Source organism: Skermanella mucosa (assembly GCF_016765655.2).
Lineage (GTDB): Bacteria > Pseudomonadota > Alphaproteobacteria > Azospirillales > Azospirillaceae > Skermanella > Skermanella mucosa.
Genome location: NZ_CP086106.1, coordinates 6,328,491 through 6,351,706 on the forward strand (window position 1 = coordinate 6,328,491; position 23,216 = coordinate 6,351,706).

The window sequence follows — 23,216 nt, forward strand, 5'->3', positions numbered from 1 at the left end:
TCGATTTCTACATGGGCTTCCGTCTCTCGCAGTCTTTCCCGTTGAAAGCCGCCGAACCGACCAATCGCCCCGTGGCGTTGTGGTGCCCACCGTCGCGGCAGCGAAGCGCCAAACCGCAAGTTGACTTCAATGGTCCTGCTCAATTCCGCCAGAATTACCGGAACAATCGATTCAGCCGCAGGGACTCCCGCTCACAATTCCTGTTGCAAGGTTCACGGGGGCTCTGAAACCAAGGGTCACCGTAAGGGGAAACCCAAGCTACGAAGGGGAAAAACGACAGTGACCGGGATAGACAAGTCCAGGCGGACATTCTTCAAGCAGGCCTGCGGCGGCGCCGCGGCGGGGGCCCTGGCCGGCGCGATCCTTCCGGTCGGCACGGCTTTCTCGGCCGGCCCGGCCGCCAGGACCGACCTGACGCCCGACCAGGCGCTCCAACTGCTGAAGGAGGGAAACCGCAACTTCCTCACCGACAGCGCCTACCGCGCCGGCGAGAACCGCGACCGCCGGATCGAGATCGCGCGCGGCCAGACGCCCTTCGCCGTGCTGGTGAGTTGCTCCGACAGCCGCGTGCCGCCGGAACTGCTGTTCGGCCGCGGCCTGGGCGAACTGTTCATCGTGCGCAACGCGGGCAACACCGTGGACACCGCGGCGCTGGGCAGCATCGAATACGCGGTGGCGGAGCTGGGCGTGCCGCTGGTCGTCGTGATGGGCCACGAGCGGTGCGGCGCGGTCGCCGCCGCGGTGTCGGTGGTGCGCGACAACGCCAGGTTCGCCGGCAGCATCGGCAGGATGGTCGAGCCGATCATCCCCGCGGTCCTGGCCGTGCGCGACCAGCCGGGCGACCTTCTGGACAACGCGGTCCGGGCCAACGTCCGGCGGATCGTCCGGCGGCTGCGCGAATCCCAACCGCTGCTCGTCGATCCGCTGGAAGCGGGCAAGCTGAAGATCGTCGGCGCCCGCTACGACCTGGACGACGGCGTGGTGGACTTCTTCGAGGACGCCTGACCCGGCGGGCCCCGATCGCCACCGGTCCGTTACGGATCCGTCACGGATCGGTGGCGATCAGGCTGGCCAGCGCCGCCTCGTGCCGGTCCGCGATCTCGGCCTGGTCCTGCTCCTCCTCCACGTCGCGCTGGCCGGCCGACGCGATCATTCCGGCCTGTCGGGCCAGCGCATCGCGCTGCTCGACGGTCCGGACATGGGCCGCCAGCCGGTCGATCGAATCGAGCAGGTGGATCAGGATGGCGGTCTTCCCGGCGGCGGCCTGCCGGATCTCGTTGAAGGATCGGTCGACCAGCCCGGTGAAGGTGGCGGGATGGGCGACCAGCCTCACCTTGCCGTCCTCGTCCCGGTGCAGCACGGGCTCCATGTCCCGTGACATGGCGATCGCCAGCGACGCCGTCAGGCGGTCGATCACCGCCACGGCGGTATAGGGATCGTTGATACCGGGCGACAGCGCGCGCAGCCCCACCTCGACCAGCTGGCGGATGCAGAACTCGGTGTCCTGGGTCGGCGTCCGGTCCGCGCCGATGACGACGGCCGAGGCCAACCCCCTGGCGATCTCGTCGGCGGAGCGGTCGCGCGGGCTGAACGAGGCGTGGCGGCCGCCGGCCAGCAGATGCCATCCCGCGCGGAACCGCAGCGTCAGCACGGCGTCGTGCTCCCGCGCCAGCGCCACCAGCGCGGAATGGTCGATGGTCTGGACATAGCCGCCCTTGGGCAGGCTCAGTTCGGCCCCTCCGCCCCCCGTGGATTCTCCTTCGTCGCGCCGTCCGTCCTCGCGGTCGCTTCCGGAGGACGGGTCCACCTCCGGCAGCAGCCGCCGCAGCACCTCGTCCAGCTCGGCGCCGACCCGGTTGATCACCGTGTCCGAAACGATCGAGCTGGCGAGATGGTGGACATAGAAAAGCAGCAGGAAGATACAGGCCAGCGACATGGCGGAGCCGACCGTGATGGCGACGTTCGGCACGTTGTCGGCGGCCAGGTGGTCGTCGACCCGCCGGTAGACCAGCAGCAGGTAGACGATGGTCATCACGAAGAAGCCCAGGGCCATCTGGGTGCGGCGGTCGCCGATGAAGTTCCTGATCAGCCGCGGCCCGAGCTGGCTGGCCGCCAGGGTCAGCACGACCATGGTGATCGAGATCGCCAGCGTCGACATGGTGATGATCGACGACAGCAGCGTGGACAGCAGCTCGCTGGCGTTCTCCGCCTTGCCCCCGTACAGCCACCAGGCGCGCTCGTCGCTCTTCAGCAGGTTGGCGTCGATGCCGAGCGCGAACACCGCCAGGACCAGGGCGCCCAGCGTCATCAGCATGGGGACGAACCACAGGTTGGTCTTCAGCCGTCCCCATATGTTGAGCAGCCGGTCATAGGTGGAGTTTCGAATTTCCAAGGGATCATCCGCTCGACAGCCGGGGACAGGTTCGGATTTGAACACAATCCACGCGAATCCGTTCCGCGGCCGCGCGCTCCCCTCGGATCAGGCCCGAACGGTCACGCGAACTCGTAGACATCCATCGCCAGCACGCCGAAGGCGTGGCTGGCATGGACGCGGGTGCCCCTCGATCCCGAGTCCGGCGACGCGGCGCCGATCGCCGCGAACAGCGGCATCAGGTGCTCCTCGGTCGGGTGGTTGCGCTCCGCGGAGGGGGCCAGCCGGCGATAGTGTGCCAAATCGGCGGTGCGGCCGTCGCGGATCGCTTCGGCCAGCCACTCGCCGAACTCCGAGACCCAGCCCGGCGCCGGCGCGTCGTGGGCGTTGCCCCTGAACTCGTACAGGTTATGGGTGGCGCTGCCCGACGCCAGCACCAGCACGCCCGAGTCGCGCAGCGGGCGGATGGCCTCGCCGAGCGCCAGATGATCGGCCGGGCCGCCGTCGCGCAGGATCGAGAGCTGGGCGACCGGGATGTCGGCCGCGGGATACATCAGCGACAGCGGCACCCAGGCCCCATGGTCGAGCCCCCGGTCGGGATCGAGCCTGACCGGCCGCCCCGTCGCGGATTCCACCAGGCGCGCCGCCTCCATGGCCGTTTCCGGTGCGCCCGGGGCGGGATAGCGGATCCGGTGCAGGGCTTCCGGAAAGCCCCTGAAATCGTGGATGGTCCCGGGCGCGGCGCTGGTGCCGACCGTCGGCGCCGCGGTCTCCCAGTGGGCGGACACCACCAGGATCGCTTCCGGCCTTCCCAGCCGCTCGCCGTAGCCGCGCAGGAAATCGGCGGCACCGCCCCGCTCCAGGGCCAGGGTGGGCGAACCGTGCGAGACGAACAGGCTGGGGAAACGGGACATGGCAAGGCTCCAAAGGGGGCTGACGATCACCTACCCCCATTATGGACCCGATCATCCGGCAGTATAATCCACCGCCAAGTCGATGGACTGTATCGCCGGGTGCAACTATGCCAGCGGCGCGCAGCGGAACGGACGCACCTCGATCTTCTGCCAGACATTGCCGGTGACATAGGGATCGCGGGCCAGCCAGGCATCCACGGCGGCCCGGTCGGGCATCTCCACGATGCAGGAGGAGCCGATCATGCGCCCCTCGTCGTCCAGGATGGCGCCGCCGACGATCATGCTGCCGTCAGCCTTCATGGCGCGGGCGGCCTCTATATGGGCCTCGCGGACCGCCATGCGCCGGTCCAGCGCCGCTTCGTCGGTCCCGTCATAGGCGATGACCAGGAACTGCATCTTCGGTTTCCTCCCAAATCGGTGCTTCGCCATCCCACCATAGGCCGGTCCCCCCGGGAACCGGGACGCCGCATGGCAGATTTGCGCTCTGCGCAAGCCTTCCCGGCCACCGTCGGTTGGTCCCCGGGAAGGATACGGGCATAGTGTCGCACATACGATTTTCCCGCCGCCTTCTTTTCCGCAGCAGATCCGGCAGTCCTCCCCAGTGGCTTTCTTCAGCACGCGCCTGTTCCCGTCCAAGCTCTCCGTCACGGTGGAGGGGGCGCTGTGGATGGTCACGGCGGCGGCCCTGTTCTCGGTGCTGAACCTGCTGATCCGCCATGCCTCGACCGAGCTGCACCCTTTCCAGGTCACCTTCTTCCGCAACTTCTTCAGCCTGGCCTTCATGCTGCCCTGGCTGATGCGGGCGGGGCTGGGCGGCCTGCGGACCCGCAAATGGGGCCTCTACTCGACCCGCGCCCTGACCGGGCTGGCCGCCATGCTGACCTGGTTCTACGCGATCAGCGTGATGCCCCTGGCGGAGGCGGTGGCGCTCAACTTCACCACGCCGCTGTTCGCCACCGTGGGCGCGGCGCTCTTCCTGGGCGAGGTGGTCCGGCTGCGGCGCTGGACCGCCACCGTCGTCGGGTTCCTCGGCGTCCTCGTGATCGTCAGGCCCGATGCCGAGGCCATAGACCTGATGGCGGTGCTGGTGCTGGTGTCCGCCTGCTTCAGCGCGGCGTCGGCGCTCCAGGTCAAGGCGCTGGCGCGGACCGAGTCGACCACCGCCATGGTGACCTACATGGTGCTGTTCCTGACGCCGATGTCGCTGGTCCCGGCGCTGTTCGTCTGGTCCTGGCCGAGCTGGGGGATGCTGGTCTGGCTGGTCGCCATGGGCGGCGTCGCGACCCTGGGCCACCTGTCGCTGACCCGCGCCTTCCACATGGCCGACGCCTCCGCGATGATGCCGTTCGACTATACCAAGCTGCCCTTCGCGGCATTGCTCGGCTACCTCATGTTCGGCGAGACCATGGACCTGTGGGCCTGGGTCGGCGCCGGGATCATCGCCGGTTCCACCATCTACATCGCCCAGCGGGAGGCGTCGCTGGCCCGCCGGGAGCGGACGGCCGCCGCGGCCTCGGCCAGCGTCCGCGACCCCGGCCGCTAGCCGGCGGCCGGACCGGGCGCCAGGCCCAGCAGCACCCGGGCGAGCGACAGGGCGAGCGCCAGGATCACCAGCACGGTCAGGACGCCGCGCATCGGCAGGTACCAGGCGGGCGCATGCCCGGAGCGCACCGCGGCGCGGTCGCCGAGATACATGCCGGCGAAGGCGACGATGAAGGTGACCAGCGCCGGCACCGCCGTCAGGGCGACGGCGATCCAGGCCACCAGCGGCGGCACCACGCTCCAGCCCAGGCGGGTCCAGGTCATGGCGGGCGCCGGATTTCCGGGGGACGGGGGATCGCCGCCCCAGTTCGCCAGCGCCAGTCCCCAATGGACGGCACCCAGGAACGACAGGATCGTCGCGGCATAGAGCACCTGCACCTGGAGCGCATGGACGTTCCAGGGCAGCGGCGCCAGCCACACGGCGACGGCTCCCAGATAGAAGGGGATAAGCCCGGCGAAGCCGAGCGCGAGGGCGGGGCGGGGGGTATCGGACAGCATGGCCGCTGTTAAACTAGGGCGGCGGGCTGTTCCGTCCATCCCCCGCCGCCATTCCCCGCCGGGTGCTGCAATCGCCCGCCCACTCTGCTAAAGAGCGGGCCGATCCAACAGTGTAAGGGGAGGAAGACCGATGAAGGTCAGGAATCATGCCGCCATCATCACCGGCGGCGGCTCGGGCATGGGGGCGGAGACCGCCCGGCGCCTCGCGGCGGAAGGCGCCAAGGTCGCCCTGTTCGACCTCAACGTCGATGCCGTCCAGGCGGTCGCCGACGAGATCGGCGGGATCGCGGTCCAGTGCGACGTGTCCGACGCCGCCAGCACCGAGGCGGCCTTCGCCACGGCGCGCGACGCCCACGGGCCGGCCCGGATCGCGGTCAGCTGCGCCGGCGTGGCGACGCCCGGTCGCATCGTCGGCCGCGAGGGGCCGCTCGACCTCGCCGCCTTCAAGCGGGTGGTGGACATCAACCTGGTCGGCACCTTCAACGTGATGCGGCTGGCCGCCTACGACATGAGCAAGCTCGACCCGCTGGAGACCTCGGAGCGGGGCGTCATCATCAACACGGCGTCGGTCGCCGGGTTCGAGGGCCAGATCGGGCAGGCCGCCTACGGCTCGTCCAAGGGCGGGGTGATCGCGCTCGGCCTGCCGGCGGCGCGCGAACTGGCGCGCTTCGGCATCCGGGTCATGACCATCGCGCCGGGCCTGATCGCCACGCCGATGCTTCTGACCATGCCGCAGGAGGTCCAGGACAGCCTCGCCGCCTCGGTCCCGTTCCCCAACCGCTTCGGCGACGCGGGCGAATACGCCGACCTGGCGCTGCACATCATCGGCAACGTCATGCTGAACGGCGACGTCATCCGCCTGGACGGCGCCCTGCGCCTGGCACCGAAGTAAGTCGGGCTTATCCCGCGGCGCGCGCCGCCTCGTAGGCCAGCAGGGCCTTCTTGCGGCGCACGCCCCAGCGGTAATTGTGGACGACGCCCGACTTCAGGATCACCCGGTGGCACGGGATGATCAGGCTGATCGGGTTGCGCCCCACGGCGGCCCCGACGGCGCGCGGCGCCTCCGGCCGGCCGACCGCCCGGGCCAGGTCCTGGTAGCTGACGAACCGGCCGGCGGGGATGCGAAGCAGCGCCTCCCACACCTTGATTTGGAAATTGGTGCCGCGCAGCACCAGCGGGATCGCCTCTCCCGCCGCCCCCTCTACCGTCGCTACGCCGCCGAAGACCCGGTCCGCGATCCCGGCGGTGGCGGCGGGGTCCTCGACCAGCACGGACTCGCCCCATTCCTCCCGGAAGGTGGCGACCGCCGCCCGATCGTCGCCGTCGATCACGAAGCTCAGCCAGCACAGCCCGCGCGGCGTGGCCGCCATCAACGCGCGGCCGAACGGGCTGTCGTGCAGGCCCCAGCGGACCGTCAGGCTGGCGGCCCCGGCCTTGTAGTCGCCGGGGGTCATCGCCTCGCATGCGACGAACAGGTCGTGCAGGCGGCTGGGGCCGGACAGCCCCACCTCCAGCGCGGTATCCAGCACGCTGCCGTCCTCGTCCAGCAGACGCTTGGCATGGCCCAGGGTCACGAACTGGGCGAAGCGCTTGGGGCTGATCCCGGCCCAGCGCTTGAACACGCGCTGGAAATGGAACGGGCTCATGTTGGCCGCCGCGGCCATGTCCTCCAGCGAGGGCTGGTCCTGGTAGCCGTCCACGATCCGGTCGATCGCGGCGGCGATGGCGGCGTAGTGGCTGCGGAGGTCCTGGTCTTCGGTCAGTTCGGCAGCGGTCATCTCATCCTCCCCGGATCGATGGACAGCAATGGATGAACGGCATATGCCGCCGATTCCGGGGCGGGGCCAACCCGATTCTTGCGGTACCGCTCAGGCGCGGGGATGGACGCGCCGGCACTTGCCCAGCGCCTCGTTCAGCGCCTTGGCGAAGTCCAGCCTCTCCTCCGGCGACAGGAAGGAGCCGACGGTCAGGGTCTGGCCGTGGCTGGTCAGGGTCACCTGGCTCTCGTGCTCGGGGGGATCGTCCATGGTCACCCGCAGCCAATAGGGCTGGAAGCTCCAGGACCGGTCGTCGCCGGTCACGCCGACCCGGTGGACCACCAGCTCATGCTCGGTCAGGCGGACCGTCTCGTACATGCGGGCGCTGCGGTAGCTCCGGCGGAAAGCCCACCAGACCAGCAGGATGTCGAGCCCGAAGAAGCCGAAGACCGGCCAGGCGCCCTGGAGCCAGAAGAATCCGCCGACCGTCAGGCTGATCGCCGTGAAGGCTCCCATGAAGATCGCGAATCCCCGCCGCGACAGGCTCCTGTGGGGATGCAGGATCGCGTCGAAGAAGACCCGCGGCTCGGCGGAGTCGTCATGGGCTATGGCGGTCATGGGACTAGGATATGATGCGTCGGAGGAAATGGTAAAGACCGATCGGTACGGATCGGCCGGCCCTTGGCGCGGGGCGGAACCAGGAGATATCCTAGGGTCATGAAGCCAGCCGACATCGAAGAATTCTTCCGCCGCCTTGCCGCCGACAACCCGGCGCCCAAGACCGAATTGGAGTTCACCAACCCCTACACCCTGCTGGTCGCCGTGGTGCTGTCCGCCCAGGCGACCGACGTGGGTGTCAACAGGGCGACGGGCCCGCTGTTCCAGGTGGTGCAGACGCCGCAGCAGATGCTCGACCTGGGGGAGGAAAAGCTTCGCCACTACATCAGGACGATCGGCCTGTTCAACACCAAGGCCAGGAACGTCATGAAGCTGTCGGAGATCCTGGTCGCCGAGCACGGCGGCGAGGTGCCGCGCAAGCGGAAGGAGCTGGAAGCCTTGCCCGGCGTCGGCCGCAAGACCGCCAACGTCGTGCTGAACGTGGCGTTCGGCCAGACCACCATCGCGGTGGATACCCACATCTTCCGGGTCTCCAACCGCACCGGGCTGGCGCGCGGCAAGACGCCGGAGGAGGTCGAGCGCAAGCTGGTGCGCTACGTGCCGGCCCGCTGGAAGCCCCACGCGCACCATTGGCTGATCCTGCACGGCCGCTACATCTGCAAGGCCCGCAAGCCGGACTGCCCGGCCTGCGTCGTGCGCGACCTCTGCGCCTATCCCGACAAGACCACCGAGCGCGACATGCTGGAAGACCCGCCCGTGCCGGTCAGCGCCGGCTGACCGGCAGGATTTTCCAGGCACCGGCAGCTTTTGCCGGGAAGGGGCGGCGTCCCGCCGCCCGGAAAAGGCGCTCCCGCGGCCCTTCCGGACCTTGGCACGCCCCTTGCTAATGGACAGGCAGGAGGCCATGCCATGTCCATCGATACCCTGACCGCCACCCGCGCGACGCCCCGGAACTGGGAAACCCCGGTTCCGAACGGAGTCGCCGAGAACGAGATGCCGGATACCGGGGAGGTCGACATGTCCTTCTGGGACTTCGTCGATATCGTCAATCCGCTCCAGCACATCCCTGTGGTCAATACGGTCTACCGCGAACTGACCGGCGACACCATCAAGGGGGTGTCGCGGGTGATCGGCGGCGGGATCTATGGCGGAATCATCGGCCTGGTCGCCGGCGTCGGCAGCGCCATCATCGCCGAGACGACCGGCAAGGACCCCGGCGAGCACCTGATGGCCATGGTCACCGGCTCCGGCGACGAGGAGCCGGCGGCCGAGGCGCCCCAGGTGGCGCCCCAGGTGGCGTCGTCGGAAGCCCCCCAGCCTTCGGCCCCGGCGGCGGCCACGGCGGCGGCACCTCCCGCCGCTGCTCCTGCCGCCCTCCCGGCCACCCCCGCCGCCGTCCCGTCGGACAAGACCCCTCCCGTCCCGCCGGCCATGGCGGAGGCGGCGCCGGCCGGAGAGGTGCTGATCCCGGCCGCGGTGGCGCCCAACCCGGTTCCCGCGTCCCGCCGGCCGGGGGAGACCGACTCGAAGTTCTTCGCGGTGCCCAAGCGGGTCGCGGGCCTCCAGCCGAAGTCGGCGCCGCCCATCGCGACCGGGCCGGGCGCCCACCTGGAGAAGCTGCCGGCTCAGCGGGCCTCCGCCCAGCTCGCGGCGGCCCAGGCCGCGGAGAAGACGCCCGCCCCGGCCGCCGCTCCCGCCCCGTCCCCTCCCGCGTCCCAGAGCGCGAGCTGGCCCCCCGGCGGACCAGCCGCGATCCCGCCCGAACTGGTCGCCGACATGATGATGAACGCCTTGGACAAGTACCGGCAGGGCGCCCGCACCGGCACCGCCGCCGCTCCCGCCGGCGCGTCCCCCGGAGCCGCCCGCGGCAGCTATTGATCGGATCGCCCGCGTCGGATAGGCAAGGGACATGGATATCGAGGTTTCACGGGACGGCGTCCTGACCTGGACCGGCGGCAGCTTCCGCTGCGCGCTCGGCCGCGGCGGCATCAGCGCCGGCAAGCGCGAGGGCGACGGCGCCACGCCGGTCGGCAGCTTCCCCCTGCGCCGGGTGCTCTACCGCCCGGACCGGCTGGCCGCGCCCGAAACCGGGCTCCCCGTCGCGCCCATCGCCCCCGACGACGGCTGGTGCGACGATCCCGCCGTCCCCGACTACAACCGCCCCGTCAAGCTACCCTTCGCCCCCAGCCATGAGGAGATGTGGCGGGCCGACGGCCTGTACGATGTCGTGGTGGTGATCGGCCACAACGACGACCCCGTGGTCCCCGGCGAGGGCAGCGCCGTCTTCATGCATGTGGCCAAGCCCGACTACGAGCCGACCGCCGGCTGCGTCGCCCTGGCGCTGCCCGACCTCCTGGCCCTCCTGCGCGACTGCCGCCCGGGCGACCGCCTGACCGTCGCCGGCTGACCGGTTTTTCCGCCGTCCCCTATTCCTTCGGCGGCCGGGCGCCGAAGATCGCGGTGCCGACGCGGACATGCGTGGCGCCGAACCGCACCGCCGTCTCATAGTCGCCGCTCATGCCCATGCTGACGACGGGCAGGCCGTGGCGCTTCGCCAGGTCGGACAGCAGCGCGAAATGCAGGGCGGGCTCCTCGTCCGCCGGCGGGATGCACATCAGGCCGGAGACCGGCAGCCCGTATTCGGTCCGGCAGGTCTCCAGGAAGGCGCCGACCTCCTCCGGCGGGATGCCGGCCTTCTGCGGCTCCGCCCCGGTATTGACCTCGACGTAGCAGGCCGGCCGCCGGCCCTGCTTCGCCATTTCCTCGGCCAGCGCCTTGGCCAGCTTCGGCCGGTCCACGGTCTGGATCACGTCGAACAGGGCCACCGCCTCCTTCACCTTGTTGGTCTGGAGCGGACCGATCAGGTGAAGCTCGATGTCGGGATAGCGCTCGCGGAGCGCCGGGAACTTGGCCTTGGCCTCCTGCACCCTGTTCTCGCCGAACACGCGTTGGCCCGCCTCAAGCGCCGCCTCCAGCTTTTCGACCGGCTGTACCTTTCCGACGGCGACCAGCGTGACGCCGGCGGGATCGCGCCCCGCCTCGCGGGCGGCCTCGGCGATGGCGTCGCGCACGGCCGCCAGGTTGGCGGCGACGTCGGACCCGGACTCGGGTGTGGGCGTATCTATGGTCATCATGATCCGTCTTGTCGCGCATCGGGCCGGAAACGGCAAGACCCAACCCGGAGGGCGGCCCCGGCTCCCCTGCCGCCGAACGTGCCGGGATCACGGATGAACGGGATAGGCACGGATGGGCACGGATATCATTTCCCCCTGGTGGATTCGTCCCCCGGCCTGATATTCGATCGGCAAGAAAACGCATCCGTGTTCATCCGTGCCTATCCGTGTCCATCCGTGATCCTGCCGCCTTCCCGAACAGAGGCTTGACCGGATTTCACCCCCGGACCGGATCGGACCCGCGAGAGAGGGACCCCATGTCCGAGACGATCGCCAGCCTTGCCGACATCCTTCACCCGCTGACGGTGGAGGAGTTCTTCCGCGACTATCACGGCCGAAAGCCTCTCCACATCCCCGGTGCTGCCGGCAAGCTGGCCTCGGTCATGGATTGGCGGACGCTGTCGGGATTGCTCGGCCAGTCCGGCCTGTGGTCGTCCAAGTCGCTCCAGCTCGTGCTCGACACCCGCATCCTCGAAGCCCCGGACTATTGCCGGCCGGGACTGGACCGGGAAGGGCGGGAGGCCATGATGGCCGACCTGGACAAGGTCGGCACCTGGCTGCGGCGCGGCGCCTCGCTGGTGTGCAACGACATCGACAGCCTGACCCCCGGCCTGAAGGCGGTCGCCAACGCGCTGGAGCAGGGCCTCGGCGGCAAGGCGCAGGCCAATCTCTATTGCTCGTGGCGGGCGCACCAGGCGTTCGGCAGCCATTTCGACACCCACGACGTCTATGCCCTGCATGTGGAGGGGCAGAAGACCTGGCGGATCTACCAGCGCCATTTCGAGGACCCGATCGCCCATCCCTTCTTCAAGACCCTGGGGCAGGAGTTCCACGACAAGCACAAGGGCCCGGTCAGCCTGGAGGTCACGCTGAAGCCGGGCGACGTGCTGTACCTGCCGCGGGGCTGGTACCACGACGCGCTGGCCTCGGCCGAGACCGCGATCCACATCGCCTTCGGCCTGACCTCGGTGATCGGGCTCGACCTGATCAGCATGCTGTTCGAGCGGGCGGTGCAGGACCCCCTGTTCCGCCGCACCGTGCCCCGGCCCGACGCTCCGGACGGAGCCATGGCGGAGCATCTGGCGGCGCTTGGCGCCCGGGTCGCGGAGTATGTGCGCGAGCCGGCCGTCGTCCAGCAGTTCGCCGCCTTCATGCGCGCGTACCATTACGACCGGGGCTCGCTCGACCTGCCGGGCGACGCCCTGGCGAAGCGCTGGCGCCGCCGCAGCGCCAGCCTCAAGGTGACCCGCGGCCCGGCCGGCTGGCAGCTCGGCGACGACCGCCGCGCGGTGCCGATCCCGCCGGGCGCCGAAGGTCCGGTTTCCTGGGTCGTCGGCCGCGAGAGCTTCACTGAGACCGAACTGGCCCAGGCGCATCCCGGCCTGAACGAGAAGGCCCGCCGCCAGCTGCTGACCGACCTGTCCAACATGAAGGTGGTCGAGGTGGCGTGATCAGGGATCGGGGTCGATGGGATAGGAGTGGTCGGCCACCCAGTCGCGGAACCTGTCTTCCGACAGCGCGCCCGCGGCGAGATCCAGGATCCTGTCGGCCGCTTCGCGCTCGGTCGCGTCGAGTTCGAACCCGTTCAGGCCGAGCGTGACGCCGAGCGCCACGAAGGCTGCCCGCTTGTTGCCGTCCACGCAAGGATGGCTTCGGCATATGCTGACGCACAATGCCGCCGCCAGGTCGAAGATCGTCAGCCTGTCGTCACCGTAGGCGATGAGTTGGAAAGGCCGGGCCAGCGATGCCTCCAGCCCTCCACGATCGCGCAATCCCGGAGCCCCGCCATGCTCCGCCAGCAATTCGCCATGAAGGTCGAGGAGCGCCTGCAAAGGCGGGTTCAGGAAGCGCCGGCCCTGGATCGTCGCTTCTTCGACAACCGGGCTCATTCCGGCCGGGCTCATTTTGAAAGGATCGCCATGGTGCGGCGATAGCGTGCCGCGAAGCGCCGTCCGATCTCCATCGCCTGATTGTATCCGTCATCCGCCTTGGTGATCTCGATCTTTCCATCCCGGACGTCGATTGCGACCTCGTCGCCTCGGCTCAGCCCGGCCGAGGCAAGCACGTCGCGGGGTACGGTCAGGCCAGTCGAATTGCCGATCTTGGTCAGTTTGGTCGTGTGCATGGTGGCCTCGCCTCTGTGACTGTCCAATCATGTAATAACGTCCGTTATTACGTCAAGGAGTATCCACGACGATTGGGCCCGATAGCCTTTGCCCAACGAAAACGGGGCGGTGGTTCGCACCACCGCCCCGGTTCCGAAGCCTCCAGGACCTCCGGCCCGCGAGGGCCGGGCGGTTCTTAGAAGTTCAGGCGGGTGCTGACGACCCAGACGTAGCCGTCGGTGCTGACCTTGTTGGAGGCGGCCGTCGCGGCGGCGCTCGTCTTCAGGTCTTCCTCGAGGTACATCAGGTCGGACTGGATCAGGAAGCCCGGAGCCAGGACGTAGGTGCCGCTCAGGCCATAGAGCTCGTAGCTGTCGGCGTAGGTGCCCGGAGCGCGCTTGTAGCCCTCGGAGTCCGAGTAGAACAGGCCGACGGTGGCCGGGCCGGTGGTGTAGGTGGCGCCGACGTTCCAGGCATGCTGGTCGCCGCTGTCGGTCCGGACCGGAACGTTGAAGTTCTCGGCGTCGATGTAGCTGCCGCCGAACTTGAAGCCGGCATAGCCGACCTGACCGCCGAGCTGCCAAGCGGTGAAGTCCTTCAGGGCCGGGGTGCCGGTGGCACCCTTGCCGTTGCCGCTGGTGCCGGTGGCGCTCGCGGAGACGGACACGCCGCTGAACTCGCCGACATAGTTCAGGCCGAATTCCAGGAAGTCGGAGTAGCCCGAGGTGTTCTTGGTGGTGACGACGTTCTGCGCTTCGTCACCGTTCTCCGGGGTGTAGCTGAAGCCGCCCTGGAAGCCCATGAAGCGCGGGGTCAGGTACATGATCTTGGTCGCGTCGCTGCTGTCCGGCGCCTTGATGGCGGCGCCCCAGGGCGTACGGCCCAGTTCGTAGGTGCCGGTCTTGCCGGGGAACGTCACGCCGGTGACGGAAATGAAATCAAGCCCGTCGCCGTCGAGGGCGTCGACGCCGGTCAGCGGGGCGTAGATCGCCAGGGTGTCGGCGGCGCCGTCGAAGTCGCCCATCTCGATACGGCCCCAGGAGCCGGCGAGATAGACCGACGCCTCGTCGGTGCCGACGCTGGCGGTGGTGCCGTTCTGCAGCTCGACCTTGGCGCCGTACAGCAGGCCGTTGTCGGCCTTGCCGTCGGCCTTGATCACGATCTCGGTCTCGAGCTGGAACTCCCGCTCGGTGCCGTTGACCAGATTGTTGTCGTAGATGGCCGCGAAGAATTCGGTGTAGCCGCCCAGGGTGACCTTGATCTGTGCGTTGGCGGCGGAAGCGAAGCCGGCGACGGCGGCGAGCGCGGTGGTGGCGAGGAGGATGTTCCTCATTGCTTTGACTCCCTTGGAGAACCTTTGAATTACCCAATCTTTCGGGGCTGCGAATTTGGATAATCCTTTATGGGTAATCCTTGCAATCGGCTATTACCATCGGCCGTGTAGAAGCGCCCACACTGTGACGCGTTAGACACATCGCCATCGTCGGACCTCCCGGAATCGGAAACGGCGGCATCCGGGGATGCCGCCGTTCCTGGGCCGGTGAAGCGGGCGAGTATCCGCCGGGATCAGAAGTCGAGGCGGGTGCCGACCACGAAGACGTAGCCGTCGTTGTTGCCCTTGACCGTGGCGCCGCGGGTGCCGGTCAGGACGTCGTCCTCGAAGAAGGTGACTTCGGTCTCCAGGATCATGCCGGGGGCCAGTGCGTAGGTGGCGCCCACGCTGAAGGCCTGATAGTCGTCGCTGTAGTCGGTCGAACCGCCGTATGCTGCCGTATAGCCCTGGGCGTTCAGGTAGCTGGCGGCGACGGCGACCGGGCCGGCGGTATAGCTGCCGCCGACATGCCAGGCGGTCTGGTCGTCGTCGATGGCGCCCGTGGTCGGCAGCAGGAAGTCGCCGGCATCGACATAGCCGCCGCCGAAGGCGAAGCCGCCGAAGGTGAACTGGGCACCCAGGTTCCAGGCGGTGAAGTCCTCGACCCCGCTGTTGGTGCCGCTGGACGCCGTGGTCAGGGTGGCGCCGAGCGCCACGCCCAGGCCCGAGAACTCGCCGGTATAGTTGATGCCGAACTCGCCGACGTCCTTGTAGGTGCTGGTCGTCTTGAGCGCGACGACGCTCTGCGCCTGGTTGTCGGCTTCCGGCGTGTAGCTGGCGCCGGCCTGGAAGCCCGCGATGCGCGGGGTCAGGTACATGATCTTGGTCGAGTCGCCGCTGTTCGGGATATGCATGCCGAAGTTCGGCTGGCCGCCCGCGAAGTCGGAATAGTCGCCGTCGATCTGCTCCACGCCGACCACGGGCGCGTAGATCTTCAGGGTGTCGGACGCGCCGTCGAAATCGCCCAGCTCAAGCCGCCCCCAGGTGCCGCCCAGATAAACCGAAGCCTCGTCGGTGCCGACGCTGTTGGTCGTGCCGTTCTGCAGCTCGACCTTGGTGCCGTACAGCAGGCCGTTGTCGGCCTTGCCGTCGGCCCTGATCACGATCTCGGTCTCCAGCTGGAACTCCCGGCTGGTGCGGTCGGAGCCGGTGTCGTCGTCATAGGTCGCGGCGAAGAACTCGGTGTAGCCGCCAAGGGTGACGGTGACCTGCGCCTGGGCCTGCGCGGCGAACGCGCAGACGGCTGCGGTGGCGGTCGTGGCGAGAAGGAGCTTGCGCATCTGTTTTCCCCGTAATGACTTCTGGTCTATCGACCGTTCGGCTTATTGTTGTGATTTTCGGGATATGAGCCGCAAATGCTTTCTATCGCGCCGCCATAGACAACCTGAGACCGTAACAATTTTGCCACTTATGTGGTAACTAAAACGGAGAGAAGCGTTTATGGAGCTTGGCGGCTGGGTGTACATGATGGCGAATCGACCGGACGGAACGCTCTATGTCGGCGTCACTGCCGATCTCGCCCGACGCGTTTAAGAGCACCGCGAACGCGCGTCGGACGGCTTCACAAAGCGCTACAACATACAGCGTCTGGTGTGGATCGAGCGGCACACGACATCCGCCTCGCGATCCAGCGCGAGAAGAACATCAAGCACTGGCCACGGGCGTGGAAGGTGGCGCTGATCGTCGCCGCCAATCCGGAATGGAGGGACCTGTACGAGGACCTGATGAAGTGACCGGCGCTTCTCCTTTTTGCTGGGGGGCCTGTGTCCCCTTCCTTTCCCCACGGCCTTCCGTCCCCTTTCGCCGCGGCCTCCGCTCCCCTTCCCAACAGGCACCCGCCACCCCCTTTCCGTCATGACCGGGCTTGACCCGGTCATCGTCCTGCATGGAGACGCCTCGCTGCCGCCTGCGGGAGATAGCCGGGTCAAGCCCGGCTATGACGAATGGGGAGGAAGGGAAGCGGAAAGGAAGCGAAAGGGAAGCGGAAAGGAAGCGGGAGAGTCGGAGAGCGCACCGAGCCGCTCCCGCTCCCCCCTCCCCCCTCCGTCATGACCAGGCTTGACCCGGTCATCGTCCGGCGGCCGGCAGGGGCGGGGACCCGCAGCCCCCTTCGGAGCATCCCGTTTGACCGATCGCTTGCGCTCGCACACGCCTTTGGTCTAATTTCCGGCGCCCGAACCGCAGAGATGTCAGACAAAATGGCCCGTTTTCCGCTTTCCACCGTTCAGATGCGCAACACCCCCGGGGCGCCGACCCGGCGCAAGTCGGCCGCAGCCCTGCTGGGCGTGCTCGGCGCAACGCTGCTGCTGAGCGGTTGCGGCGGCGTCCAGCCGGAAGCCAAGTTCCCCGATCCGGACGAGGACAAGCGGTACCGCTACGGCAGCTTGCTGGGCGGCGAGGGCGGCTTCACGCTGCTCGGCCCGCGCCGCGCCGAGTCCGGGCCGCAGGACGGCCAGGGCATCGGCGTCAACAGCTACCTGTGGCGCGCCTCGCTCGACACGCTGGCCTTCATGCCGATCGCCTCGGCCGATCCGTTCGGCGGCGTGATCCTGACCGACTGGTATTCCCCGCCGGAAACGCCGAACGAGCGGTTCAAGGTCAACCTCTACATCCTCGACCGGCAGCTCCGCGCCGACGGGGTGCGGGTCAGCGTCTTCCGGCAGCAGCGCGCCGGGACCGGACCCAACGGCGGCGAATGGCGGGACTCGGGCGTCAGCACGGAAACGGCGAGCCGGCTGGAGGACACCATCCTGACGCGCGCCCGCCAGATCCGGATCGCGCAGACCGCCGACAGCCAATAGGCTTCCCGAGGCGGGGATTTTCAGGGCTCCGGCGGGAACGATCGGCCGGGGCCGACGATAGACGATAGTGCATCGGTGAAGTGTCGCCCGCCCTGCTTGGGCATCGGGGCGCGGTGAGGAATGGTTCATGTCGCGGTACAACTCCAAGGAAACGGAAGCCAAGTGGCAGGCGGTCTGGGACGAGCACGGAAGCTTCGTCGCCCACGAGGACCCCTCCCGGCCGAAATACTACGTGCTGGAGATGTTCCCCTACCCGTCGGGGCGGCTCCATGTCGGCCATGCCCGCAACTACGCCATCGGCGACATGGTGGCGCGCTACAAGCGGGCGCGCGGCTTCAACGTGCTCCATCCCATGGGCTGGGACGCCTTCGGCCTGCCGGCGGAGAACGCCGCGATCGCCAACAAGGTGCATCCCGCGACCTGGACCTACGAGAACATCGCGACCATGCGCGCCCAGCTCAAGACGCTGGGCCTGGCTTATGACTGGACGCGCGAGATCGCGACCTGCGCGCCCGAATACTACCGCCACGAGCAGAAGATCTTCCTGGACTTCCTGAAGGCGGGCCTGGCCTACCGCAAGGAAAGCTGGGTCAACTGGGACCCGGTCGAAAACACCGTGCTGGCCAACGAGCAGGTGATCGACGGCCGCGGCTGGCGCTCCGGCGCTCCGGTCGAGAAGCGCAAGCTCAGCCAGTGGTTCCTCAAGATCACCCAGTACGCCGACGAGCTGCTGGAAGCCATCGGTACGCTCGACCGCTGGCCGGACAAGGTCCGGACCATGCAGGAGAAGTGGATCGGCAAGTCCTCCGGCCTGCGCTTCACCTTCGACCTGGCGGACGATCCGGAAAAGATCGAGGTCTTCACCACCCGGCCCGACACGCTGTTCGGCGCCAGCTTCGTCGCGGTGTCACCCAACCATCCGCTGGCGGCCCGGCTGGCGGCGTCCAATCCCGACCTCGCGGCCTTCATCGCGGAATGCAACCGCATCGGCACCAGCGAGGCGGCGATCGAGACGGCGGAGAAGCTGGGCTTCGACACCGGGCTCAAGGCGATCCACCCCTTCGTCGAGGGCCGGACCGTGCCGGTCCACGTCGCCAACTTCGTGCTGATGGAATACGGTACCGGCGCCATCTTCGGCTGCCCGGCCCACGACCAGCGCGACCTGGACTTCGCCCGCAAGTACGGCCTGCCCGTGCTGCCCGTCGTCGTCCCCGACGGTGCCGACCCGGCCGCGTTCGAGGTCGGGACCGAGGCCTATGTCGGTCCCGGCCACTTGGCGAACTCCGCCTTCCTCGACGGGATGGAGGTCGAAGCCGCCAAGCGCGCCGTGATCGACCGCATGGAGGAAGCCGGCAAGGGCGAGGGCACCACCATCTACCGCCTGCGCGACTGGGGCGTCAGCCGCCAGCGCTACTGGGGCTGCCCGATCCCGGTGATCCATTGCGAAAAGTGCGGCATCGTCCCGGTGCCGGAACAGGATCTGCCGGTGGAGTTGCCGACCGACGTCAGCTTCGACCAGCCGGGCAACCCGCTGGACCACCATCCGACCTGGAAGCACACGACCTGCCCGACCTGCGGCGGCGAGGCCCGGCGGGAGACCGACACCTTCGACACCTTCTTCGAAAGCTCCTGGTACTTCGCGCGCTTCTGCTCGCCGCACGACACGGCGACCGCGTTCGACCGGGGTGCTGCCGACTACTGGCTGCCGGTGGACCAGTATATCGGCGGCGTCGAGCATGCGGTGCTCCACCTGCTCTATTCCCGCTTCTTCACCCGCGCCCTCAAGGACTGCGGCTACCTCGCCGTGGCCGAGCCCTTCGCGGGGCTGATGACCCAGGGCATGGTGACCCACGCGACCTACCGCGACGCCTCCGGCCAGTGGCTCTATCCGGAGGAGGTCGAGCAGCGGGACGGCCAAGCCGTCAAGCGCGGCACCGGCGAGGCGGTGGAGGCCGGCCGGCTGGAGAAGATGAGCAAGTCGAAGAAGAACGTCGTCGGCTTGGAGCACATCATCGACACCTACGGCGCGGACACCATGCGGCTGCTGCTGCTGTCCGACAGCCCGCCGGAACGCGACCTGGAATGGACCGAATCGGGCATCGACGGCGCCTGGCGCTACGTCGCCCGCGTCTGGCGGCTGATCACCGAGCCGGCGGTGCCCCTGGCCGCCTCCGGCACCCCGGCCCCGGCGGAGATCTCCGAGAAGGGACAGGCGGTCCGCCGGATCGTCCACAAGACGATCGACGGCTTCGGCGACGACGTCGAGAAGTTCCGTTTCAACAAGGCCGTCGCCCGCGCCCGCGAGCTGACCAACGCCCTGGCCGAGCTGGATGGCAAGGGCGCCGGCGAGGACTGGGTGCTGCGGGAAGGTTACGAGACCCTGGTCAAGCTGATCGGCCCGATGATGCCCCATCTGGGCGAGGAGCTGTGGCAGGGGCTGGGGCATTCCACCCTGCTGACCGAGTCGCCCTGGCCCGAGGCCGACCCGGCCCTGGTGGTGGACGAGAGCGTCGTGGTCGCGGTGCAGGTCAACGGCAAGCTGCGCGCCCAGATCCCCCTGCCGCGCGACGCCGCCGAGGACGCCGCGCGCGAGGCGGCGCTGGCCGACGCCAACGTCCAGCGGGCGATGGACGGCAAACCGATCCGCAAGCTGATCTATGTGCCCAACCGGATCGTCAATGTGGTGGTCTGATCCCGCGGCCCGCCAGGGGATGTAGGCGATGAAGATCCCGGCCGGCCGGATCGAGGGGTTCGTCCGCCGTCCCGACCCCAACGTCCGGGCGGTGCTGTTCTACGGCCCCGACGGCGGCTTGGTGCGCGAGCGGGCCGACACCGTCTCCCGCGGCGTGGTCGAGGACCAGCACGACCCGTTCCGCGTGGTGGACATGCTCGGCTCCGCCGTTGCCAAGGACCCGGCGCGGCTGGCCGACGAGGTGGCCGCCATGTCCCTGACCGGCGGCCGGCGCCTGATCCGCATCCGCGATGCCGACGACGGCGTGACCGGCGCCTTCGCCTCCCTGTTCGAGTCGCTGCCCGGCGGCGACAGCATGGTGGTGGTCGAGGCCGGCGACCTGTCCAAGGGATCGAAGCTGCGGGCATTGTTCGAGAACGCCCCGGCCGGCGCCCCGATCCCCTGCTACGTGGAGGACGAATCGGCGCTGGCCGACACCATCGCCGGCATGCTGGCGGCCCACAAGCTGACGGTCAGCGCCGACGCCCGCGACTTCCTGGCGGCCAACCTGGTGGGCGACCGCATGATCGCCCGCGGCGAGGTCGAGAAGCTGGTGACCTACATGGGCGAGGGCGGCCGCCGGGTCGAGCTGGAGGACGCCCAGGCCTGCATCGGCGACAGCGGCGCGCTGGAGATGGACGCGCCCTCCTGGGCCGCCGGCGACGGCGACTTCGCCGGCGTGGACCGCGCGCTCCGCCGCCTGTTCGCGGAGGGCATGAGCCCGGTGCCGATCCTCCGCTCCGCCCAGCGGCATTTCCAGCGGCTCCAGCTGGTCGTGGCCCAGGTGGAGAAGGGCGACTCGGTGGAGCGCGCCGTCGCCACCCTGCGCCCGCCGCTGTTCTTCAAGGTCAAGAACCAGTTCACCGGACAGGTCCGGCGCTGGACCCCGGCGGCGCTCCGCCAGGGGCTGGACCGCCTGACCGACGCCGAGGCCGACTGCAAGCGCACCAACATGCCCGACGAGACCATCTGCGCCCGCGCCTTCTTCCAGCTCGCCGTCCTGGCCCGCAGCCGCCGCTGAGCGAAGACCGTTGTGATTATCTACAGCGGGCCGGACAAACGAGAATTTCCCATTTCATCATGACCGGACTTGATCCACGGTTGTCCGGCCCGGAGATTGCTTATTCTGAGAAAGGGTTAATTTCTGGCAAAATCACTCCGTTTTCGTCATGGCCGGACTTGATCCGGCCATCGTTCGCGGGAAGCATCGAAGCCTCCGTGCTTTGAGATCCGCGGGTCAAGCCCGCGGATGACGAACCTAAGGAGAAAAAAGTCGCCAGGAATGTTCTCAATGGTTGATTAGCAAGTATCGTGCCGGACAGCCGTGGACTTGATCCGGTCATCCACGCGCGAACTCCTTCACGCTGGTTTGCGCGTGGATGCGCGGGTCAAGCCCGCGCATGAAGTATAAGAACATGAAGTATAAGAACATGAAGTATAAGAAGTAGAATGAGACACAACCCGGGCGGCATCGCTGCCCATCGCCGTTATCTGTGGCAAAGAACCCCAGCCTCACTCCGCCGCGTCGCGGTCGGCCTGCTGGCGCGCCCACAGCGCCGCGTACGCCCCGTCCCGCGCCAGCAGGGCCGCATGGGTGCCGCGTTCCACCGCCCGGCCGTCCTCCAGCACCAGGATCTCGTCGGCATGGACCACGGTGGACAGCCGGTGGGCGATCACGACCGTCGTGGTGCCGCGGCTGACCTCGCGCAGGCTCTGCTGGATCGCCAGCTCCGTATGGCTGTCCAGCGCGGAGGTCGCCTCGTCGAACAGGAACAAGCGGGGCCGCTTCAGGATCGCGCGGGCGATCGCGACCCGCTGCTTCTCCCCGCCCGACAGCTTCAGCCCGCGCTCGCCGACCAGGCTGTCGTAGCCGTCGGGCAGGCCGGTGATGAATTCATGGATCCGGGCGAGGCGGGCAGCCCGCTCGACCTCCGCCCGCGAGGCTCCCGGCCGGCCGAAGGCGATGTTGTACAGGATCGTGTCGTTGAACAGCACCGTGTCCTGGGGCACCACGGCGATCGCGGCGCGCAGGCTCGACTGGGTCACCGAGGATATGTCGGCGCCGTCGAACAGGATGCGGCCCGACGTCGGGTCGTAGAACCGGAACAGCAGGCGCCCGATCGTCGATTTCCCGGCGCCGCTCGGCCCCACGATCGCCAGCGTCCCGCCCGGCGGCAGCTCGAACGAGACGTCCCTCAGCACCGGCCGGCGCGGGTCGTAGGCGAAGCCGACCCGGTCGAACCGCAGCCGGCCGGGGCCGTCGGGCAGGGTGGCCGCGTCCGGCGCGTCGGCCACCTCGGACGGCTGGTTCAGCAGCTCCAGCATCTGTTCCACGTCGGTCAGCGACTGCTTGATCGAGCGGTAGAGCTGGCCCAGCCGGTCGAGCGGGCGGATCAGCTGGAGCAGATAGGTGTTGACCAGCACGAAGTCGCCGACCGTCATGGCACCGGCCGCCACCTGGCGCGCCGCCAGCAGGATCATCGCGGTCAGCCCCGCCCCCAGGATCGAGACCTGAAGGATCCCGGTCAGGCTGCGCCACAGCATGGCGTTGACGGTCAGCCGCTCGACCTCGCGAAGCGCCCCCTCGTAGCGGCCGGCGATATGCTCCTCGTTGCCGAAATACTTGACGGTTTCATAGTTCAGCAGGCTGTCCACCGCCTTGCCGTGCGCCTCGGCGCCTTCCGCGACCGCCCGGCGCTGGCGCCGGCGCAGCCATTCCGACCCGATCACCAGGCAGACCCCGTAGAGCGCCAGGGTCGCCACGGTGATCCCGGCGAAGGCCGCGCTGAACGACCCGAGCAGCACGGCGCAGATGATCGCGATCTCGGCGAACAGCGGCAGGATCAGGAAGACCACGTCGAACAGCAGCTCGCGGATCCCGCGCATGCCGTTGTCGAGCACCCGGCTGATCTGGCCGGTGCGCCGGCCCAAGTGGAACCGCAGGCTCAGCTCGTGGACATGGCGGAACACGGCCATGCCCATGTGGCGCTGCATCCGCTGCTCGATCGGGCCGTACAGCGCCCAGCGCAGCTCGTTGAACACCTTGGCGAGCCACTGCATGGCGCCGTAGGCCAGCAGCAGGGCGACCGGGACCACGGCCAGTTCCGTCCCCGCCGGGGCCGAGATCCTGTCCACCGCGCGGGCGAACAGGATCGGCACCGTCGCGTTGAGTGCCGCCGTCAGGCACAGCAGCGCCATGGACACCACCAGCCGGACCCGCAGCCCGCGGTCGTCGCGCGGCCACAGGAAGGGCAGCATCAGCCTGAAGACCCTGCGGTCCACGGACGGCAATGCCGGGGCGTCCGAGGGGCGTTCGTTCAGGATGCGCGGCATG

Annotated in this window: 24 protein-coding genes; 12 read left to right on the forward strand and 12 right to left on the reverse strand. The window is 68.7% G+C overall.

All coding sequences use genetic code 11. The annotated features are described in order from the left end of the window. Positions 1-279 precede the first annotated feature (279 nt). Positions 280-1,005 (forward strand): carbonic anhydrase, encoded by a 726-nt coding sequence (locus JL100_RS29405; protein ID WP_202680912.1) that lies wholly within the window; start codon positions 280-282, stop codon positions 1,003-1,005. 40 nt (positions 1,006-1,045) lie between these two features. Here JL100_RS29405 and JL100_RS29410 read toward each other — a convergent pair whose 3' ends face one another. From JL100_RS29410 to JL100_RS29420, 3 genes are all read right to left on the reverse strand, one after another. Beyond that, on the reverse strand, positions 1,046-2,392 hold the full coding sequence (locus JL100_RS29410; protein ID WP_202680913.1) for a DUF2254 domain-containing protein: 1,347 nt from the start codon (positions 2,390-2,392) through the stop codon (positions 1,046-1,048). Between the two features lie 101 nt (positions 2,393-2,493). After that, a complete protein-coding gene (locus JL100_RS29415) occupies positions 2,494-3,285 on the reverse strand; it encodes a DODA-type extradiol aromatic ring-opening family dioxygenase (RefSeq protein ID WP_202680914.1) in 792 nt (263 codons plus the stop codon). Between the two features lie 105 nt (positions 3,286-3,390). Further along, a complete protein-coding gene (locus tag JL100_RS29420) occupies positions 3,391-3,681 on the reverse strand; it encodes a YciI family protein (protein ID WP_201076117.1) in 291 nt (96 codons plus the stop codon). 205 nt (positions 3,682-3,886) lie between these two features. Here JL100_RS29420 and JL100_RS29425 point away from each other — a divergent pair, with 205 nt between their 5' ends. Then, positions 3,887-4,828: a DMT family transporter gene (locus tag JL100_RS29425; protein WP_202680915.1), complete on the forward strand. Its 942-nt coding sequence runs from the start codon at positions 3,887-3,889 to the stop codon at positions 4,826-4,828. Here the strand turns inward: JL100_RS29425 and JL100_RS29430 are convergent. Next, the gene (locus JL100_RS29430) at positions 4,825-5,325 is read right to left on the reverse strand and encodes a DUF3429 domain-containing protein (RefSeq protein ID WP_202680916.1); all 501 of its coding nucleotides are present in this window, start codon (positions 5,323-5,325) and stop codon (positions 4,825-4,827) included. The genes JL100_RS29425 and JL100_RS29430 overlap by 4 nt on opposite strands. 130 nt (positions 5,326-5,455) lie before the next feature. Between JL100_RS29430 and JL100_RS29435 the strand changes: the two genes are divergently transcribed. Continuing rightward, complete coding sequence (locus JL100_RS29435; RefSeq protein ID WP_202680917.1) at positions 5,456-6,217, forward strand: SDR family NAD(P)-dependent oxidoreductase; 762 nt, start codon at positions 5,456-5,458, stop codon at positions 6,215-6,217. A gap of 7 nt (positions 6,218-6,224) precedes the next feature. On the opposite strand, the gene JL100_RS29440 is transcribed toward JL100_RS29435, so the two are convergent. Together JL100_RS29440 and JL100_RS29445 are read right to left on the reverse strand one after the other, a co-directional pair. Further along, positions 6,225-7,103 (reverse strand): bifunctional transcriptional activator/DNA repair enzyme AdaA, encoded by an 879-nt coding sequence (locus JL100_RS29440; protein WP_202680918.1) that lies wholly within the window; start codon positions 7,101-7,103, stop codon positions 6,225-6,227. A 90-nt stretch (positions 7,104-7,193) separates the two neighbouring features. After that, positions 7,194-7,700, reverse strand: a complete 507-nt coding sequence (locus JL100_RS29445) for a DUF2244 domain-containing protein (protein ID WP_202680919.1) — start codon at positions 7,698-7,700, stop codon at positions 7,194-7,196. 99 nt (positions 7,701-7,799) lie between these two features. On the opposite strand from JL100_RS29445, the gene nth reads away from it, so the two are divergent. The 3 genes from nth (at position 7,800) to JL100_RS29460 (ending at position 10,107) form a co-directional block, all read left to right on the forward strand. After that, positions 7,800-8,477, forward strand: a complete 678-nt coding sequence (gene nth, locus JL100_RS29450) for an endonuclease III (RefSeq protein WP_202680920.1) — start codon at positions 7,800-7,802, stop codon at positions 8,475-8,477. Between the two features lie 132 nt (positions 8,478-8,609). Further along, complete coding sequence (locus JL100_RS29455) at positions 8,610-9,578, forward strand: hypothetical protein (protein WP_202680921.1); 969 nt, start codon at positions 8,610-8,612, stop codon at positions 9,576-9,578. Between the two features lie 31 nt (positions 9,579-9,609). After that, positions 9,610-10,107 (forward strand): L,D-transpeptidase family protein, encoded by a 498-nt coding sequence (locus tag JL100_RS29460; protein WP_202680922.1) that lies wholly within the window; start codon positions 9,610-9,612, stop codon positions 10,105-10,107. Between the two features lie 19 nt (positions 10,108-10,126). On the opposite strand, the gene JL100_RS29465 is transcribed toward JL100_RS29460, so the two are convergent. Beyond that, entirely contained in the window at positions 10,127-10,834 is a 708-nt protein-coding gene (locus JL100_RS29465; protein WP_202680923.1) for a YggS family pyridoxal phosphate-dependent enzyme, read from the reverse strand. A gap of 296 nt (positions 10,835-11,130) precedes the next feature. Here JL100_RS29465 and JL100_RS29470 point away from each other — a divergent pair, with 296 nt between their 5' ends. Next, positions 11,131-12,324 carry a cupin domain-containing protein gene (locus JL100_RS29470; RefSeq protein WP_202680924.1) on the forward strand — a complete coding sequence of 398 codons (1,194 nt, stop codon included), beginning with the start codon at positions 11,131-11,133 and terminating at the stop codon, positions 12,322-12,324. On the opposite strand, the gene JL100_RS29475 is transcribed toward JL100_RS29470, so the two are convergent. The 4 genes from JL100_RS29475 to JL100_RS29490 all read right to left on the reverse strand — a co-directional run bounded on the left by JL100_RS29475 (position 12,325) and on the right by JL100_RS29490 (position 15,630). Continuing rightward, positions 12,325-12,762, reverse strand: a complete 438-nt coding sequence (locus JL100_RS29475) for a type II toxin-antitoxin system death-on-curing family toxin (protein WP_202680925.1) — start codon at positions 12,760-12,762, stop codon at positions 12,325-12,327. An 11-nt stretch (positions 12,763-12,773) separates the two neighbouring features. Beyond that, on the reverse strand, positions 12,774-12,998 hold the full coding sequence (locus JL100_RS29480) for an AbrB/MazE/SpoVT family DNA-binding domain-containing protein (protein ID WP_202680926.1): 225 nt from the start codon (positions 12,996-12,998) through the stop codon (positions 12,774-12,776). Positions 12,999-13,174: 176 nt separating this feature from the next. Next, the gene (locus JL100_RS29485; RefSeq protein ID WP_202680927.1) at positions 13,175-14,311 is read right to left on the reverse strand and encodes a porin; all 1,137 of its coding nucleotides are present in this window, start codon (positions 14,309-14,311) and stop codon (positions 13,175-13,177) included. Between the two features lie 233 nt (positions 14,312-14,544). Beyond that, positions 14,545-15,630 (reverse strand): porin, encoded by a 1,086-nt coding sequence (locus JL100_RS29490; protein WP_202680928.1) that lies wholly within the window; start codon positions 15,628-15,630, stop codon positions 14,545-14,547. 187 nt (positions 15,631-15,817) lie between these two features. On the opposite strand from JL100_RS29490, the gene JL100_RS36715 reads away from it, so the two are divergent. From JL100_RS36715 to holA, 5 genes are all read left to right on the forward strand, one after another. Then, positions 15,818-15,883 (forward strand): GIY-YIG nuclease family protein, encoded by a 66-nt coding sequence (locus JL100_RS36715; RefSeq protein ID WP_323378562.1) that lies wholly within the window; start codon positions 15,818-15,820, stop codon positions 15,881-15,883. A 59-nt stretch (positions 15,884-15,942) separates the two neighbouring features. Continuing rightward, positions 15,943-16,083 (forward strand): GIY-YIG nuclease family protein, encoded by a 141-nt coding sequence (locus JL100_RS29495; protein WP_228420973.1) that lies wholly within the window; start codon positions 15,943-15,945, stop codon positions 16,081-16,083. A 453-nt stretch (positions 16,084-16,536) separates the two neighbouring features. After that, positions 16,537-17,151 (forward strand): DUF3576 domain-containing protein, encoded by a 615-nt coding sequence (locus JL100_RS29500; RefSeq protein ID WP_228420974.1) that lies wholly within the window; start codon positions 16,537-16,539, stop codon positions 17,149-17,151. Positions 17,152-17,278: 127 nt separating this feature from the next. Further along, entirely contained in the window at positions 17,279-19,843 is a 2,565-nt protein-coding gene (leuS, locus tag JL100_RS29505) for a leucine--tRNA ligase (protein WP_202680929.1), read from the forward strand. Between the two features lie 28 nt (positions 19,844-19,871). Further along, the gene (gene holA, locus JL100_RS29510; protein ID WP_202680930.1) at positions 19,872-20,903 is read left to right on the forward strand and encodes a DNA polymerase III subunit delta; all 1,032 of its coding nucleotides are present in this window, start codon (positions 19,872-19,874) and stop codon (positions 20,901-20,903) included. 491 nt (positions 20,904-21,394) lie between these two features. Here the strand turns inward: holA and JL100_RS29515 are convergent, their stop codons facing one another. After that, on the reverse strand, positions 21,395-23,215 hold the full coding sequence (locus tag JL100_RS29515; protein ID WP_202680931.1) for an ABCB family ABC transporter ATP-binding protein/permease: 1,821 nt from the start codon (positions 23,213-23,215) through the stop codon (positions 21,395-21,397). Position 23,216: the final 1 nt, after the last annotated feature.

Coding starts and splice junctions, on each gene's coding strand:
- JL100_RS29500 (WP_228420974.1), top strand. CDS start 16,537: ATGTCAGACAAAATGGCCCGTTTTCCGCTTTCCACCGTTCAGATGCGC.
- JL100_RS29515 (WP_202680931.1), bottom strand. CDS start 23,215: ATGCCGCGCATCCTGAACGAACGCCCCTCGGACGCCCCGGCATTGCCG.
- leuS (WP_202680929.1), top strand. CDS start 17,279: ATGTCGCGGTACAACTCCAAGGAAACGGAAGCCAAGTGGCAGGCGGTC.
- JL100_RS29430 (WP_202680916.1), bottom strand. CDS start 5,325: ATGCTGTCCGATACCCCCCGCCCCGCCCTCGCGCTCGGCTTCGCCGGG.
- JL100_RS29455 (WP_202680921.1), top strand. CDS start 8,610: ATGTCCATCGATACCCTGACCGCCACCCGCGCGACGCCCCGGAACTGG.
- nth (WP_202680920.1), top strand. CDS start 7,800: ATGAAGCCAGCCGACATCGAAGAATTCTTCCGCCGCCTTGCCGCCGAC.
- JL100_RS29490 (WP_202680928.1), bottom strand. CDS start 15,630: ATGCGCAAGCTCCTTCTCGCCACGACCGCCACCGCAGCCGTCTGCGCG.
- JL100_RS29440 (WP_202680918.1), bottom strand. CDS start 7,103: ATGACCGCTGCCGAACTGACCGAAGACCAGGACCTCCGCAGCCACTAC.
- JL100_RS29420 (WP_201076117.1), bottom strand. CDS start 3,681: ATGCAGTTCCTGGTCATCGCCTATGACGGGACCGACGAAGCGGCGCTG.
- JL100_RS29480 (WP_202680926.1), bottom strand. CDS start 12,998: ATGCACACGACCAAACTGACCAAGATCGGCAATTCGACTGGCCTGACC.
- JL100_RS29435 (WP_202680917.1), top strand. CDS start 5,456: ATGAAGGTCAGGAATCATGCCGCCATCATCACCGGCGGCGGCTCGGGC.
- JL100_RS29465 (WP_202680923.1), bottom strand. CDS start 10,834: ATGATGACCATAGATACGCCCACACCCGAGTCCGGGTCCGACGTCGCC.
- JL100_RS29470 (WP_202680924.1), top strand. CDS start 11,131: ATGTCCGAGACGATCGCCAGCCTTGCCGACATCCTTCACCCGCTGACG.
- JL100_RS29460 (WP_202680922.1), top strand. CDS start 9,610: ATGGATATCGAGGTTTCACGGGACGGCGTCCTGACCTGGACCGGCGGC.
- JL100_RS29415 (WP_202680914.1), bottom strand. CDS start 3,285: ATGTCCCGTTTCCCCAGCCTGTTCGTCTCGCACGGTTCGCCCACCCTG.
- JL100_RS29475 (WP_202680925.1), bottom strand. CDS start 12,762: ATGAGCCCGGTTGTCGAAGAAGCGACGATCCAGGGCCGGCGCTTCCTG.
- holA (WP_202680930.1), top strand. CDS start 19,872: ATGAAGATCCCGGCCGGCCGGATCGAGGGGTTCGTCCGCCGTCCCGAC.
- JL100_RS29485 (WP_202680927.1), bottom strand. CDS start 14,311: ATGAGGAACATCCTCCTCGCCACCACCGCGCTCGCCGCCGTCGCCGGC.
- JL100_RS29445 (WP_202680919.1), bottom strand. CDS start 7,700: ATGACCGCCATAGCCCATGACGACTCCGCCGAGCCGCGGGTCTTCTTC.